This is a genomic window from Bacillus cereus group sp. RP29, from assembly GCF_040459765.1.
GTDB lineage: Bacteria > Bacillota > Bacilli > Bacillales > Bacillaceae_G > Bacillus_A > Bacillus_A paranthracis.
In genome coordinates this window covers 5,207,501-5,222,028 of sequence record NZ_JARVHN010000001.1, presented here as the reverse complement: position 1 = coordinate 5,222,028, position 14,528 = coordinate 5,207,501, and the positions used below count along the sequence as shown (strand labels likewise).

Below are 14,528 nucleotides of genomic sequence, written 5' to 3'. Positions count from 1 at the left end.
GGAATGAAACTTCATGAATTAAAACCTGCAGAAGGTTCTCGTAAAGTACGTAACCGTGTCGGTCGTGGTATCGGTTCTGGTAACGGTAAAACTGCTGGTAAAGGTCATAAAGGACAAAACGCACGTTCTGGCGGCGGTGTTCGTCTTGGCTTCGAAGGTGGTCAAACTCCATTATTCCGTCGTTTACCAAAACGCGGCTTCACAAACATTAACCGTAAAGAGTTTGCTATTGTAAACTTATCAACGTTAAATCGTTTTGAAGATGGTACAGAAGTAACACCTGAATTATTGCTGGAAACTGGCGTTATCAGCAAATTAAACGACGGTGTTAAGATTCTTGCAAGCGGCGCAGTAGAGAAAAAACTAACTGTTAAAGCGCACAAGTTCTCTTCAAGTGCTAAAGAAGCAATTGAAGCAGCTGGCGGATCAGTTGAGGTGATCTAATGTTTCGTACAATCTCCAACTTTATGCGCGTTGCTGAGATAAGACGTAAAATATTATTCACTTTAGCGATGTTAATCGTATTCAGGATTGGCACGTTTATCCCCGTGCCATTTACAAATGGAGACGTACTGAAGGCACAAGATCAATTAAATGCTTTAGGTATTCTAAATACATTTGGCGGTGGAGCCTTGAAAAACTTCTCCATCTTTGCGATGGGAATCATGCCGTATATTACAGCATCCATCATCGTGCAATTATTGCAGATGGATGTTGTTCCTAAATTTTCGGAATGGGCGAAGCAAGGTGAAATGGGCCGTCGTAAATTAACGCAATTCACGCGTTATTTTACAATTGTTCTTGCGTTTATTCAGGGGTTTGGTATGTCAATCGGTTTTAACGGTATGGTAGGTGGACAATTAATTTTGAATCCTGGTTGGAGCACTTATTTATACATTGCTACGGTACTGACTGCTGGTACTGCATTTTTAATGTGGTTAGGTGAACAGATTACAGCTAAAGGTGTAGGTAATGGTATTTCCATCCTAATCTTTGGTGGTATTGCCGCAGCGATCCCAAGTGTTATATCTCAAGTGTATCAGCAACAGTTTCAAAATATCGGAGATCAATTGTTCATGAGTATCGTTAAAGTTGCATTGATTTTACTAGCTGTGTTAGCAGTTATTGTGGGTGTTATTTTCATTCAACAGGCTGTTAGAAAGATCCCAATTCAATATGCGAAGCGTGTAACAGGAGGAAATGGTGGTTATGCTGGAGCACAAAACACACATTTACCGCTTAAGGTAAATAGTGCTGGTGTTATTCCAGTAATTTTTGCTGTTTCATTCTTAATTACTCCTCCGACTATTGCGCAGTTCTTCCCGAAACATGATGTATCGCAGTGGATTATTGCAAACTTTAACTATTCTCACCCAGTGGGAATGATCATATATGTTGCGCTCATTGTAGCCTTCACATATTTCTATGCGTTTGTTCAGGTTAATCCAGAGCAAATGTCAGAGAATCTAAACAAACAAGGTGGATATGTTCCAGGTATTCGTCCGGGTAAGAATACAGAACAATATCTAACAAAAATCTTGTATCGTTTGACCTTTGTAGGATCAATTTTCCTAGCAGCGATTGCAATCTTACCAGTTATCTTTACGAAGCTGGGAAATCTTCCTCCATCTGCACAGATCGGTGGAACGAGTATGTTAATCGTTGTCGGCGTTGCTTTAGAAACAATGAAGCAACTAGAAAGCCAACTGGTAAAACGCCATTACAAAGGGTTTATCAAGCAGTGAGTAAGTGGGAAGTATTGTCTTCCCTACATGCTCATGTACTCTGAGGGGGAACAAGGATGAACTTAATTTTAATGGGGCTTCCTGGTGCTGGTAAAGGTACACAAGCCGAACAGATTGTTGCCAAGTATAACATCCCTCACATCTCAACAGGAGATATGTTCCGTGCAGCTATGAAGGCTGAAACTGAAATGGGTTTACAAGCAAAATCCTTTATTGATAAAGGTGCACTTGTTCCAGATGAAGTTACAATCGGAATCGTTCGTGAACGTTTAAGTCAAGAAGACTGCGTAAGAGGCTTCTTATTAGACGGTTTCCCACGAACTGTTGCACAAGCATCAGCTCTTGAAGAGATTATGAAAGATCTTGGCAAAAAAATCGACTATGTTTTAAACATTAATGTGGATTCAGGATTGTTATTAAAACGCCTTACAGGCCGTCGCATTTGTAAAGAGTGCGGTGCGACTTACCACTTAGAATTCAATCCGCCAGCAAAAGCTGACGTGTGCGATAAATGTGGTGGCGAGTTATATCAACGCTCTGATGACAATGAAGAAACTGTAGCAAATCGCTTAGATGTAAATATTAAGCAAACTAAACCTTTGCTTGATTTCTACGAGGAGCTTGGTTACTTACAAAGCATTAATGGTGAGCAAGATATCAATAAAGTATTTGCTGATATCGATGTTCTCATCGGAGGCTTAGCGTAATGATAATCTGCAAAACTCCTCGCGAGATAGAAATCATGCGAGAAGCGGGCAGGATCGTTGCTTTGACTCATCAAGAGTTAAAACAGCACATTACTCCAGGAATTACAACGAAAGAGCTCGATCAAATAGCGGAAAAGACGATTCAAAAATATGGTGCTACGCCATCTTTTAAAGGATACAACGGATTTCCGGGGAGCATATGTGCTTTTGTAAATGAAGAGCTTGTACACGGAATTCCAGGGAAGCGCAAGCTCAAAGAGGGCGATATCATCAGTATCGATATTGGTGCGAAATACAATGGGTACCATGGAGATTCTGCATGGACGTATCCAGTTGGAAACATTTCTGAATCTGTTCAAAAGCTACTTGATGTCACAGAAAAATCGTTGTATCTTGGTCTAGAACAAGTAAAACCAGGCGAGAGATTATCAAATATCTCACATGCGGTTCAAACCCATGCTGAAGAGAATGGATTCTCGATCGTTAGGGAGTATGTTGGTCACGGAATCGGGCAAGACTTACATGAGGACCCTCAAATCCCGCACTATGGTCCACCAAATAGAGGCCCTAGATTAAAGCCGGGAATGGTCATCTGTGTTGAGCCGATGGTGAATCAAGGAAGACGATATGTAAAAACACTATCTGATGACTGGACAGTGGTAACGGTAGATGGTAAATGGTGTGCCCATTTTGAGCACACGATTGCTCTTACAGAAGCAGGATACGAAATCCTTACCACTTTATAAGTAGCTGGCTCTCCGGGATTTCAGAGCAGTGTAAAATGTTACTGATTTGAAGAAGGGAGAACTATTGAATGGCTAAAGATGATGTAATTGAAGTCGAAGGTACCGTTCTTGAAACGTTGCCAAATGCTATGTTCAAAGTAGAATTAGAGAATGGGCATGTCGTATTGGCTCACGTTTCTGGTAAAATCCGTATGAACTTCATTCGTATTTTACCAGGAGACAAAGTTACGGTAGAATTATCTCCGTACGATTTAAATCGTGGTCGTATTACGTACCGTTTTAAATAATATAGCACTCCGTAATCTTTAAGGAGGTTCGAGACATGAAAGTAAGACCGTCAGTTAAACCAATCTGCGAAAAATGTAAAGTTATTCGTAGACGTGGAAAAGTAATGGTTATTTGTGAAAACCCTAAACATAAACAAAAACAAGGTTAATCAGAAGGAGGTGCATTCGGAATGGCACGTATCGCAGGTGTAGATATTCCTCGTGACAAACGCGTTGTTATTTCTTTAACTTACGTATTCGGCATTGGTCGCACAACTGCTGAAAAAATTCTTGCTGAAGCTGGTGTTTCTGAAGAAACACGAGTTCGTGATTTAACGGAAGACGAATTAGGACGTATCCGTGATATCATCGATCGTATTAAAGTTGAGGGAGACCTTCGTCGTGAAGTATCTCTTAACATCAAACGTCTAATGGAGATCGGTTCTTACCGTGGTCTTCGTCACCGTCGTGGTTTACCAGTTCGTGGTCAAAACTCTAAAAACAATGCTCGTACACGTAAAGGTCCACGTCGTACAGTAGCAAATAAAAAGAAATAATAAGTAAAGGAGGTTGAACTAACAATGGCACGTAAAACAAACACTCGTAAAAAACGTGTGAAAAAGAATATTGAAGCTGGTGTAGCTCATATTCGTTCTACTTTCAACAACACAATCGTAACACTTACAGATACTCACGGTAACGCGCTTTCTTGGTCTAGTGCTGGTGCACTTGGTTTCCGTGGATCTCGTAAATCTACTCCATTCGCTGCGCAAATGGCTGCTGAAACTGCTGCTAAAGCTGCAATGGAGCACGGTTTAAAAACTTTAGAGGTTACTGTTAAAGGTCCTGGTGCTGGTCGTGAAGCTGCAATTCGTGCTCTTCAAGCTGCAGGTCTAGAAGTAACAGCAATTAGAGATGTTACTCCAGTTCCTCATAATGGATGTCGTCCACCAAAACGTCGTCGTGTGTAATTTTTCTGTATAGAATTTTCCCTTTTGTCTATAATGGATATGATGCATTATCGAGAAATTTCGTACAGAAACATCGCTTGTTGTGCACAATCGGGAACTGCCTAAGGGGGACTTTCGGTTAGACAGGGGTTATACCTTTGTTTAACCGGGGTTTCGACGTTTTGAAGGAGGGTTTAGTTAATGATTGAAATCGAAAAGCCGAAAATCGAAACGGTTGAACTTAACGAAGATGCTAAATATGGTAAATTCGTAATTGAACCGCTTGAGCGTGGATATGGTACTACGTTGGGTAACTCCTTACGTCGTATTCTTTTATCTTCACTCCCTGGTGCCGCTGTTACTGCTATCCAAATCGATGGCGTATTACATGAATTTTCAACAGTTGAGGGCGTAGTAGAAGACGTTACAACGATCATCTTAAACTTGAAAAAGTTAGCTCTTAAAATCTACTCTGAAGAAGAGAAGACGTTGGAAATTGATGTGCAGGGCGAAGGTATTGTCACAGCTGCTGATATTACTCACGATAGTGATGTAGAAATCTTAAATCCAGATTTACACATTGCAACGTTAGCAAAAGATGCGCATTTCCGCGTGCGTTTAACTGCAAAGCGTGGCCGTGGGTATACGCCAGCTGATGCAAATAAAAGCGAAGATCAACCAATAGGAGTAATTCCTATTGATTCTATTTATACTCCAGTATCACGTGTGACTTACCAAGTGGAAAAGACACGTGTCGGACAAGTGGCTAATTATGATAAGCTTACGCTTGATGTATGGACGGATGGAAGCATCGGGCCAAAAGAAGCTATCTCTTTAGGTGCCAAAATCTTAACTGAGCATTTAAATATCTTTGTTGGTTTAACTGATGAAGCACAAAATGCTGAGATTATGGTCGAGAAGGAAGAAGATCAAAAAGAGAAAGTTCTTGAGATGACTATCGAAGAACTAGACCTTTCTGTTCGTTCTTATAATTGCCTAAAACGTGCAGGAATTAATACTGTACAAGAGCTTGCGAACAAAACAGAAGAAGATATGATGAAAGTTCGTAACTTAGGACGTAAATCCTTAGAAGAAGTTAAACATAAACTTGAGGAATTAGGTTTAGGTTTACGTAAAGACGACTGAGGATTTAAACCCATCAACAAAGGAGGGAACTACGAATGGCATACAGAAAATTAGGCCGTACAAGTGCGCAACGTAAAGCTATGTTACGTGACTTAGCTACTGATTTAATTATCAACGAACGCATCCAAACGACAGAAACTCGTGCAAAAGAACTTCGTTCTGTAGTGGAAAAAATGATCACTTTAGGTAAACGCGGAGATCTTCATGCTCGTCGTCAAGCAGCAGCTTTCATTCGCAATGAAGTAGCTAACGCTGAGACTGGTCAAGATGCACTTCAAAAACTATTCGCTGATGTAGCTCCACGCTATGCTGAGCGCCAAGGCGGATACACTCGTATTGCAAAAATTGGTCCACGTCGCGGAGACGCAGCACCAATGGTAATTATCGAGTTAGTATAATGATAATTAAAAGGGCAGGACAGTTCTTTTCAAGAAACTGGTCATGGCCCTTTTTTTTAAATATAAAAATAGGCTTACTTGGCGAAGGAAAGGGTGCCTTGTATTGAAAAAAGAGAAACTTCGGACAGAAAATATATCATTTCAATATCCTGGTGCAGCCACTTATGCATTAAAAGATGTTTCATTCTCCTTATATGAAGGAGAATGGGTATCTGTTATTGGACAAAACGGTTCTGGGAAGTCTACACTTGCAAAATTATTGAATGGTTTGTTTTTGCCGGAAGCAGGGACAATTACAGTAAATGATACAATGGTTTTGTCAGAGGAAACGGTATGGGATGTTCGAAAACAAATTGGGATGGTATTTCAAAATCCAGATAATCAATTTGTTGGAACGACAGTGCAAGATGACGTTGTCTTTGGTTTAGAGAATATCGGAATGCCAAGAGAGCAAATGGTAGAAAGATTAGATCAGGCCTTACGACTAGTCCGTATGGAAGATTTTCTTAATGATGAGCCACATTCGTTATCTGGTGGGCAAAAGCAGCGAGTAGCAATAGCAGGCGTTTTAGCACTTCAGCCGTCTATTTTGATATTAGATGAAGCAACGTCAATGCTAGACCCTCAAGGGAGACGTGAAGTGGTAGAAACGGTTAGACAACTTGTTAATGAAAAAGGTATTACTGTGTTATCAATTACGCACGATTTAGAAGAAGCGGCACAGTCAGACCGTGTCATTATTTTAAATAAGGGAGAGATATTAGAGGAAGGGACTCCAGAACAAATTTTCAAGTCCTCTCATATGCTCCAAGAAATTGGATTAGACGTACCATTTTCAGTGAAAATAGCAGAATTATTAAAAAGAAATGAAATTCTCTTGCAAAATACGCATCTTACAATGGAAAGCTTGGTGAACGAACTTTGGAGATTACATTCCAAAAAGTAGAACATCGTTATCAATATAAAACTCCATTTGAAAGACGCGCACTTTATGATGTAGACGTGTCGTTTCCAAGTGGGGGCTATTATGCCATTATCGGTCATACTGGTTCAGGTAAGTCGACGATGATTCAACATTTAAATGGTTTATTGCAGCCGACAAATGGCACAGTTCAAATTGGTGAACATTTCATTTCGGCAGGAAAGAAAGAAAAAAAGCTAAAGCCACTACGTAAAAAGGTAGGTGTTGTCTTTCAATTCCCAGAACATCAGTTGTTTGAAGAGACTGTGGAGAAAGATATTTGCTTCGGACCTACTAATTTTGGTGTATCTGTAGAAGAAGCGAAGCAAAAGGCAAGAGAGGCAATTCAACTTGTAGGGTTAGAACCAGAACTGTTAGTACGTTCACCATTTGAGTTAAGTGGTGGGCAAATGAGGCGTGTTGCGATAGCAGGCGTATTAGCGATGGAACCCGAAGTGCTTGTATTAGATGAACCTACAGCAGGACTAGATCCAAAAGGGCAAAATGAACTTATGGAGATGTTTTATAAGCTACATAAGGAGAAAGGCCTTACAGTTATCCTTGTAACGCATAATATGGAGGATGCTGCTAAATATGCCGAGCAGATTGTAGTCATGCATAAAGGAACGGTCTTTTTGCAAGGAAGTGCAGAGGAAGTATTTTCACATGCTGATGAACTAGAGAAAATTGGTGTGGATCTTCCTATGTCTTTAAAGTATAAACGTGCAATTGAAGAGAAGTTTGGCATTTCAATCCCAAAGGCTACCTTATCTTTAGAGGATCTTACTCATGAAGTTGTGCAGGTGTTACGAAAAGGTGGTCATGAATCATGCAGCAGTTGATTATTGGAAGATATATTCCAGGGAATTCTCTTATTCATCAACTTGATCCACGTACGAAGCTGCTGATTGTCTTTTTATATGTATTTGTTGTTTTCTTAGCAAATAATGCAATTTCATATGGATTTTTATTTTTATATGCACTCATTGCTTTATTTTTTGCAAAAGTGCCGATTCGTTATGTACTTTCGGGCTTAAAACCAATTCTATGGATTTTTCTTTTTACATTTTTCCTGCATATTTTAACAAATAAAGAAGGGGAAGTACTATTCCAGCTTGGTTGGTTTTCGATACATGAAAAAGGATTAGAGCAAGGAATATACATTTCTATACGATTCTTCGTTATTATTTTAATGACGACATTATTAACGTTAACGACGACACCCATTGAGATTACAGATGGTTTGGAGACGTTATTAAAGCCGTTGAAGCGTATAAAAGTTCCTGTTCATGAAATCGCATTAATGATGTCAATTTCTCTTCGTTTTATCCCGACATTAATGGATGAAACGAGTAAAATAATGAAGGCACAATCGTCACGTGGTATTGATTTTGCAGGGGGACCGATAAAAGATAGGATGAAAGCTATCATTTCACTACTCGTTCCTCTATTTATCAGTGCTTTTAAGCGTGCAGAAGACTTAGCAATTGCTATGGAAGCCCGTGGATATCAAAGTGGCGAAGGACGTACTAAATTTAGGCAACTACGCTGGAAAACAAGCGATACAGTAACGATTATAAGCTTACTTTGTTTAGCTTGTATTTTGGCATGGGTGCGATCGTAATGGAGAATAAAGAAATGGATAGAATAAAATGTACGGTTGCATATGATGGCATGCATTTTTGTGGTTATCAAATTCAACCGCAGCATCGTACTGTTCAACAAGAGATAGAGAAAGCTTTGCAGAAATTGCATAAAGGGGAACTTGTTCGTGTTCAGGCATCGGGCAGAACAGATTCTACTGTTCATGCTAAAGGACAAGTGATACACTTTGATACACCGTTGTCTCTTGAAGAGTGGCAATGGAGCAATGCATTAAACACTATGTTACCAGATGATATTGTTATCACACAGGTAGAGAAAAAAACAGAAGAATTTCACGCACGTTACGGTGTCGAGAGAAAAGAATATCGTTATCGTGTATTATTATCAAAGACTGCGGATGTATTCCGTAGAAATTACGTATATCAATATCCATATCCGCTCGAAATAAATGCTATAAGAAAAGCGATCCCTTATTTTATTGGAACGCATGATTTCACTTCTTTTTGTTCGGCAAAAACTGACAAAAAAGATAAAGTGAGAACAATTTATGAAATCGAGCTAATTGAGCAGGACGACGAATTAATTTTTCGTTTTGTAGGTAATGGATTTTTATATAATATGGTCAGGATTATTGTTGGTACGTTACTGAGCATAGGGCAAGGAAAGCTTGATCCGGATAGCATTCCAGAGATTTTAGCGAAACAAAATCGTCAGTTTGCTGGAAAGATGGCTCCTGGTCATGGGCTTTATTTATGGCAGGTAAACTATAACAACTAATCCTGGTGTAACATTTGCTTGACATTAGAAACTCAAAAGTATATCATAACATATGGTATTGTTTCTAAAACCACGATTAGCCCCGGAAGGAAATCGTGTTTAAGATAAACAATAGATTTTTTCTATGGAAAAGATAACGAGGAGGGAAACACATGCGTACGACTTTTATGGCAAAAGCTAACGAAGTTGAGCGTAAATGGTATGTGGTTGATGCTGAAGGTCAAACTTTAGGTCGCCTTGCTAGTGAAGTAGCATCCATTTTACGTGGTAAAAACAAACCTACATTTACACCACACGTTGACACGGGTGATCATGTAATTATTATTAACGCTGAGAAAATTCATTTAACAGGTAATAAATTAAACGATAAAATTTACTACCGTCACACTAACCACCCAGGTGGACTTAAACAAAGAACAGCTCTTGAAATGCGTACAAACTACCCTGTACAAATGTTAGAGCTTGCAATTAAAGGCATGCTTCCAAAAGGACGCTTAGGCCGTCAAGTTTCTAAGAAACTAAACGTGTATGCTGGAGCAGAGCATCCACACCAAGCACAAAAACCAGAAGTTTACGAACTTCGCGGATAATCAATTAAAGGAGGGCTTACTTTGGCACAGGTTCAATACTATGGCACTGGACGTCGTAAGAGTTCAGTAGCGCGCGTACGCCTAGTTCCAGGCGAAGGACGCGTTATCATTAACGGTCGTGATTTTGAAAACTATATCCCATTTGCTGCATTACGTGAAGTAGTGAAACAACCTCTAGTTGCAACAGAAACTTTAGGTAACTACGATGTACTTGTAAACGTAAATGGTGGTGGATACACTGGTCAAGCTGGTGCTATTCGTCACGGTATTTCTCGCGCTTTATTAAAAGCTGATCCAGAATACCGTCTAACACTAAAACGTGCAGGTCTATTAACTCGTGACGCACGTATGAAAGAGCGTAAAAAATACGGTCTTAAAGGCGCACGTCGTGCACCTCAGTTCTCAAAACGTTAATTTTTGCGAACTACAAACCCCAACCATTTTGGTTGGGGTTTTTTATGTTTCATTCCTCTTTTGAAATTTTTGTAGTTTGGAATATTTTAGTGCTATCCTCTCGCGTATGCTTCTTCTTTAGAAGTTTAGACTAATACGTATTAGGGAGGTTTATAAGTACTATGAATGTCATTGTCAGCTTACAAGAAAAACAAAAAGAAAAGCAGTTGAAATATGAGCGGAAGATGCTGCGGGAATTATCATTAAAAACATTACGTTCAAATATTAGAGATGCCTTTCAGATGCAGGAACTTCATCGTCAGTATGAAGATTACTGCATTGAATTAGGGATAGAATCGTATTTATTAGGAGCGAGATATAGCAAATTTGGTTATTATGGCGAATCGTTCTTTGATGTGAAATATAGGGCCTTAGAAGAAGAGCAACAATTAACGGAAACACTATTTCAATTTTTAACGAGCATGACTATGCGGGAGATTAAGTTACAAGATGAGGAATTACTTTTTGAATCTTGCCAGCAGTTTATCGGCTTATGGTGGCAGGAAGGATATGAAAAAGGTGAAAGAAGATATCGATTAAAGCTTCATTAAGACAAGCATAAACTTTCCTCTTGTCCCATATAAGTAATTAGAGGGACTAGCTGGAGGAGGAAAGGTATGAAGAGAATTCGAATTATCTCTTTTGCACTCGCTGCGGTTATTTTGTTTTTTTTAGTCAAACAAGAATTTCAAATTACAAAATCGTGGCGAGCTTGGAATTTACCCTTATCAGGGAAAGTAATCGTATTAGATGCTGGGCATGGTGGACCAGACGGAGGGGCTGTTGGTGGCAAGGATATTGTAGAAAAAGATATTACGCTTGAGATTACAAAGAAGGTGCAAGATTATTTACAAGAGCAAGGTGCACTAGTTATTTTAACGCGTGAGGGAGATTATGATTTAGCCCAGAAAGATACAAAGTCATATAGTAGACGTAAAGCAGAAGATTTAAAAAAACGTGTAGAGATTATTAATAAACCCGATGTAGATTTTTTTGCAAGTATCCATTTAAATGCTTTAACTAGTAGTGGATCAAAAGGCGCACAAACGTTCTATTACCGTTCTTCAATTGAAAATGAACGTGCTGCGAAATTTATACAAGCTGAGTTGAGAACGAGTTTAGAGAATACAAATCGTTCTGCTAAAACAATTTCTCATGTGTATTTATTAAAGTATGCGAAAAACCCAGGTGCTTTAATTGAAGCTGGCTTTTTATCGAATGTAAATGAAAGGTATATGTTAAATTCGGAGAAATATCAGCAAAAGGTAGCAGCTGCTGTATATCGTGGTATATTACGTTATTTCACGGAAAAAGGAAATCCTCCAGAATAAGGAGGATTTTTTTGCGTTTCTCTCGTTAACGAAGTTTTCCGAAAATATGTTATACTGGAAATGTAAACGCATTTATTTCAAAAGTAAAGAGAGATATATTTAATTAACATTATGTTATTTTTCATACAGGGGGCTGGGCTAATTATGGTAACGAAAGAGCAAGTAGTGGAAGCGTTAGAAGGGATTGTAGATCCGTTTTTACATAAAACGTTAAAAGAAACAGGGGCAATTAAAGAGGTAACAGTCAAGCCTGAGAAGGAACATGTAAGTGTTAAAATTGCAATCGTAAAAACTGGTACCGCGGAACAAATGCAATTGCAATCTGGAATTGTAAAGTTAGTAAAAGAACTAGGAGCAGCAACAGTAGGGCTTCGCTTTGCAGAATTTACAGAAGAGGAATTAGCTCAGTTTGCACCAGAACAAGAAGAAGAGCAAACTGAATCTTTATTGTCGCCAAATTCGAAAACGACATTTTTAGCAGTGGCGAGTGGAAAAGGTGGAGTAGGGAAATCAACAGTTTCTGTTAACCTTGCTATTGCTTTAGCTCGTCTAGGGAAAAAAGTTGGTATCATTGATGCTGATATTTATGGTTTTAGCGTACCTGATATGATGGGGATAGAAAAACGCCCTGTAGTAAGAGGAGATAAAATCATTCCAGTGGAGCGTCTAGGTGTAAAGGTAATCTCAATGGGATTCTTTGTAGAAGATAATGCACCGGTTATTTGGAGAGGGCCTATGCTCGGGAAAATGTTAAATCACTTCTTTACGGAAGTAGAGTGGGGCGATTTAGATTATTTAGTTTTAGATTTACCACCAGGTACAGGTGATGTTGCGCTAGACTTACATTCGATGTTGCCGGCTTGTAAAGAGATTATTGTCACAACACCGCATCCAACAGCGGCATTTGTAGCAGCACGTGCTGGAGCAATGGCTTTACGTACAGAACATAGTATTCTTGGTGTTGTTGAAAATATGGCTTATTTTGAAAGTAAAACAACTGGCGAAAAAGAATATGTGTTTGGAAGAGGTGGTGGAGATAAATTAGCTACAGAACTTCAAACAGAAGTACTTGGCCGAATCCCGCTTCAACAACCTGATTGGAATAAAGAAGATTTTGCGCCGTCAGTATATGAAGATACGCATACGACAGGTCTTATTTATCGCACAATAGCTGAAGCGGTAATTGATAAAACAACTGTTGCGCAAAAATAAAATAATAATGAGTGGATGATACATGTATTGTCCACTCATTATTATCGTTATTATTTTTACTGCTGTTCCTTTTTACCTTCTTGGGAACCACCTTCACCGCCGGCTTCCTTTTTATCAGAACCACTTTTTTCGGCTTTTTGGACACCTTTACTAATAATATCAATCATCTTAGCTTGGAAGAGTGGGCTTTCAGCAGTTTCTGTTAATACTTGTTGTAAATATTGACGGTATTCTTTGCTCTTCATTGTTTGTAACATCATTTTTTCTACTTCAGGGTTTTTCATAATTTCTATAACGCCTGCTTGGTATTCAGGGTCTTTTAGTAATGTTTTCATTAAGGCTGTTTGTTCTTTTCCCATACTTTTAGCGAATTTCGATGAGAACTCAGGGTCTTTAAAGAGCTTTTCCCAGAATTGTTGCCCTTTATCGGATACCATTGCATCTTCAATCGTTTTCTTTACTACTGTTTCATCTAGTATGAGTGCTTGTTTCATTTTTTCATCAGTTAACACATCTTGAATGGCTTTCTTACCTTGATCGGTTTTTAAAATATCAACAATCATTTTCTTCGTTTGATCATAATCAAGTTCGGACTTTGCTTCTTTTTCTTGTGCACATGCTACAAGTACAAGAAATAGAAAAGAAGAAGTCAAAACGAGCAGCATCCGTTTCATAAGTTGGAACTCCTTTCAGCACAGTTCTCTCTTTTTAATATAAATATCTTTAAGGAATTTATACATGAACATGGCTAGCTTTTTGAAATTGTCATTGATACAATTTAATTAGAAATATAAGGATAATGGGGGATGTGTTGTGAATAGCCGCAAGTGGGTTCGACTATTTTTTACGACGTTGTTTCTTGGTGGGGTTAGTACAGTCATTATTGGATTTGTTTTAGAGTGGGACAAGTACGCTAAATTTTTTCAAAATTTCGACGGAAAGGAAATTTTGGCAGTTTCCTTCTGGTTGATGGGTGTAGGATTTATTTTTAGTGTGATAAGTCAAATGGGGTTCTTTGCCTATTTAACAATCCATCGTTTTGGATTAGGGATGTTCAGGTCACCTTCTTTATGGAATATAGTCCAGCTCTTCTTCATTGCATTCGTTTTATTTGATTTTGTGTATTTAAGATCGGTATTGATTGCAAATGGGGAAATTTCATTAGGGAATAACATACTTGTTGCTGGTGTGTTATTTATGTTTGGTGCCATCGTTGCTTATATAAAAAGTAAGGAAACGAATAAAAAGGCATTTGTGCCAGCTTTGTTCTTTATGGTGGTTGTAACAATTCTTGAGTGGGTACCAGCACTTCGAATTAATGATACAGATTGGTTATATTTAATGGTGATACCACTTTTATTATGTAATGCATATCAGTTACTTATATTACATCGTTTAATTGGAAAGACGAGTAAGTCAGCCTAATTAAGAGAGTTTTTACGCAGGGTAGTTGTACGAATGAAAATATCGGGATAAAAAAAGCTCTATTACCTGAACGAAAGGTAGTAGAGCTTTTTATGTGTAAAAAATTATTGGACATCTTTACTTTTCGTACTTGTGTTGGAAATAAGTTGTGATACGGATATTTGCTCATAGCCGTCACTCTTTAATTTCTGTAGAAGCAGTGGTAAAGCTTTATTT

General features: G+C 38.6%; 22 protein-coding genes (1 of these 22 cut by a window edge). 20 read left to right on the top strand and 2 right to left on the bottom strand.

The annotated features are described in order from the left end of the window. Nucleotides 1–3 precede the first annotated feature (3 nt). From rplO to QCI47_RS27425, 19 genes are all read left to right on the top strand, one after another. Nucleotides 4–444 (top strand): 50S ribosomal protein L15, encoded by a 441-nt coding sequence (gene rplO, locus QCI47_RS27515; protein WP_000766080.1) that lies wholly within the window; start codon nucleotides 4–6, stop codon nucleotides 442–444. Then, the gene (gene secY, locus QCI47_RS27510; protein ID WP_000490114.1) at nucleotides 444–1,745 is read left to right on the top strand and encodes a preprotein translocase subunit SecY; all 1,302 of its coding nucleotides are present in this window, start codon (nucleotides 444–446) and stop codon (nucleotides 1,743–1,745) included. Before rplO ends, secY begins: the two co-directional genes overlap by 1 nt. A 56-nt stretch (nucleotides 1,746–1,801) precedes the next feature. Beyond that, nucleotides 1,802–2,452, top strand: a complete 651-nt coding sequence (locus QCI47_RS27505; protein ID WP_001048996.1) for an adenylate kinase — start codon at nucleotides 1,802–1,804, stop codon at nucleotides 2,450–2,452. After that, the gene (map, locus tag QCI47_RS27500) at nucleotides 2,452–3,198 is read left to right on the top strand and encodes a type I methionyl aminopeptidase (protein WP_353811996.1); all 747 of its coding nucleotides are present in this window, start codon (nucleotides 2,452–2,454) and stop codon (nucleotides 3,196–3,198) included. The genes QCI47_RS27505 and map overlap by 1 nt, the downstream gene beginning before the upstream one ends. A 68-nt stretch (nucleotides 3,199–3,266) precedes the next feature. Then, nucleotides 3,267–3,485: a translation initiation factor IF-1 gene (gene infA, locus QCI47_RS27495; protein ID WP_001029884.1), complete on the top strand. Its 219-nt coding sequence runs from the start codon at nucleotides 3,267–3,269 to the stop codon at nucleotides 3,483–3,485. A gap of 35 nt (nucleotides 3,486–3,520) precedes the next feature. Beyond that, a complete protein-coding gene (gene rpmJ / locus QCI47_RS27490) occupies nucleotides 3,521–3,634 on the top strand; it encodes a 50S ribosomal protein L36 (protein WP_000868344.1) in 114 nt (37 codons plus the stop codon). A 21-nt stretch (nucleotides 3,635–3,655) separates the two neighbouring features. Further along, the gene (rpsM, locus tag QCI47_RS27485) at nucleotides 3,656–4,021 is read left to right on the top strand and encodes a 30S ribosomal protein S13 (protein ID WP_000090789.1); all 366 of its coding nucleotides are present in this window, start codon (nucleotides 3,656–3,658) and stop codon (nucleotides 4,019–4,021) included. A gap of 24 nt (nucleotides 4,022–4,045) precedes the next feature. Then, complete coding sequence (gene rpsK / locus QCI47_RS27480) at nucleotides 4,046–4,435, top strand: 30S ribosomal protein S11 (protein ID WP_000101799.1); 390 nt, start codon at nucleotides 4,046–4,048, stop codon at nucleotides 4,433–4,435. 180 nt (nucleotides 4,436–4,615) lie between these two features. Next, nucleotides 4,616–5,560 carry a DNA-directed RNA polymerase subunit alpha gene (locus QCI47_RS27475; protein WP_000569643.1) on the top strand — a complete coding sequence of 315 codons (945 nt, stop codon included), beginning with the start codon at nucleotides 4,616–4,618 and terminating at the stop codon, nucleotides 5,558–5,560. Nucleotides 5,561–5,595: 35 nt separating this feature from the next. Further along, nucleotides 5,596–5,958 carry a 50S ribosomal protein L17 gene (gene rplQ / locus QCI47_RS27470; RefSeq protein ID WP_000331490.1) on the top strand — a complete coding sequence of 121 codons (363 nt, stop codon included), beginning with the start codon at nucleotides 5,596–5,598 and terminating at the stop codon, nucleotides 5,956–5,958. Nucleotides 5,959–6,061: 103 nt separating this feature from the next. Beyond that, the gene (locus QCI47_RS27465) at nucleotides 6,062–6,904 is read left to right on the top strand and encodes an energy-coupling factor ABC transporter ATP-binding protein (RefSeq protein WP_000711783.1); all 843 of its coding nucleotides are present in this window, start codon (nucleotides 6,062–6,064) and stop codon (nucleotides 6,902–6,904) included. Then, nucleotides 6,880–7,761: an energy-coupling factor ABC transporter ATP-binding protein gene (locus QCI47_RS27460; RefSeq protein ID WP_000406520.1), complete on the top strand. Its 882-nt coding sequence runs from the start codon at nucleotides 6,880–6,882 to the stop codon at nucleotides 7,759–7,761. Before QCI47_RS27465 ends, QCI47_RS27460 begins: the two co-directional genes overlap by 25 nt. Further along, nucleotides 7,749–8,543, top strand: coding sequence for an energy-coupling factor transporter transmembrane component T family protein (locus QCI47_RS27455; RefSeq protein ID WP_001186536.1), 795 nt, complete (start codon nucleotides 7,749–7,751; stop codon nucleotides 8,541–8,543). Before QCI47_RS27460 ends, QCI47_RS27455 begins: the two co-directional genes overlap by 13 nt. A gap of 14 nt (nucleotides 8,544–8,557) precedes the next feature. After that, nucleotides 8,558–9,301, top strand: a complete 744-nt coding sequence (gene truA, locus QCI47_RS27450; RefSeq protein WP_048553564.1) for a tRNA pseudouridine(38-40) synthase TruA — start codon at nucleotides 8,558–8,560, stop codon at nucleotides 9,299–9,301. A gap of 152 nt (nucleotides 9,302–9,453) precedes the next feature. Further along, nucleotides 9,454–9,891 (top strand): 50S ribosomal protein L13, encoded by a 438-nt coding sequence (rplM, locus tag QCI47_RS27445; protein ID WP_001260793.1) that lies wholly within the window; start codon nucleotides 9,454–9,456, stop codon nucleotides 9,889–9,891. A 21-nt stretch (nucleotides 9,892–9,912) separates the two neighbouring features. Next, nucleotides 9,913–10,305: a 30S ribosomal protein S9 gene (gene rpsI, locus QCI47_RS27440; RefSeq protein WP_000079986.1), complete on the top strand. Its 393-nt coding sequence runs from the start codon at nucleotides 9,913–9,915 to the stop codon at nucleotides 10,303–10,305. A 161-nt stretch (nucleotides 10,306–10,466) separates the two neighbouring features. Beyond that, nucleotides 10,467–10,895, top strand: a complete 429-nt coding sequence (locus QCI47_RS27435) for a YbaK family protein (RefSeq protein WP_001101006.1) — start codon at nucleotides 10,467–10,469, stop codon at nucleotides 10,893–10,895. A 66-nt stretch (nucleotides 10,896–10,961) separates the two neighbouring features. Further along, on the top strand, nucleotides 10,962–11,675 hold the full coding sequence (cwlD, locus tag QCI47_RS27430) for an N-acetylmuramoyl-L-alanine amidase CwlD (RefSeq protein ID WP_000822435.1): 714 nt from the start codon (nucleotides 10,962–10,964) through the stop codon (nucleotides 11,673–11,675). Nucleotides 11,676–11,819: 144 nt separating this feature from the next. Continuing rightward, entirely contained in the window at nucleotides 11,820–12,887 is a 1,068-nt protein-coding gene (locus QCI47_RS27425) for an Mrp/NBP35 family ATP-binding protein (protein ID WP_000256607.1), read from the top strand. A gap of 56 nt (nucleotides 12,888–12,943) precedes the next feature. Here the strand turns inward: QCI47_RS27425 and gerD are convergent, their stop codons facing one another. Continuing rightward, nucleotides 12,944–13,561, bottom strand: a complete 618-nt coding sequence (gene gerD, locus QCI47_RS27420) for a spore germination protein GerD (protein WP_000827519.1) — start codon at nucleotides 13,559–13,561, stop codon at nucleotides 12,944–12,946. Nucleotides 13,562–13,700: 139 nt separating this feature from the next. On the opposite strand from gerD, the gene kbaA reads away from it, so the two are divergent. Beyond that, entirely contained in the window at nucleotides 13,701–14,312 is a 612-nt protein-coding gene (kbaA, locus tag QCI47_RS27415; protein ID WP_001088516.1) for a KinB signaling pathway activation protein KbaA, read from the top strand. Nucleotides 14,313–14,416: 104 nt separating this feature from the next. Here the strand turns inward: kbaA and pdaB are convergent, their stop codons facing one another. Further along, a protein-coding gene (gene pdaB / locus QCI47_RS27410; protein WP_309423347.1) for a polysaccharide deacetylase family sporulation protein PdaB crosses the window boundary here: on the bottom strand, nucleotides 14,417–14,528 show its 3' end. Its footprint extends 653 nt past the window's final position; 112 of the gene's 765 nt are visible here — the last part of the coding sequence; its start codon lies beyond the right edge, outside the window — the gene reads right to left on this strand; it ends in the stop codon at nucleotides 14,417–14,419.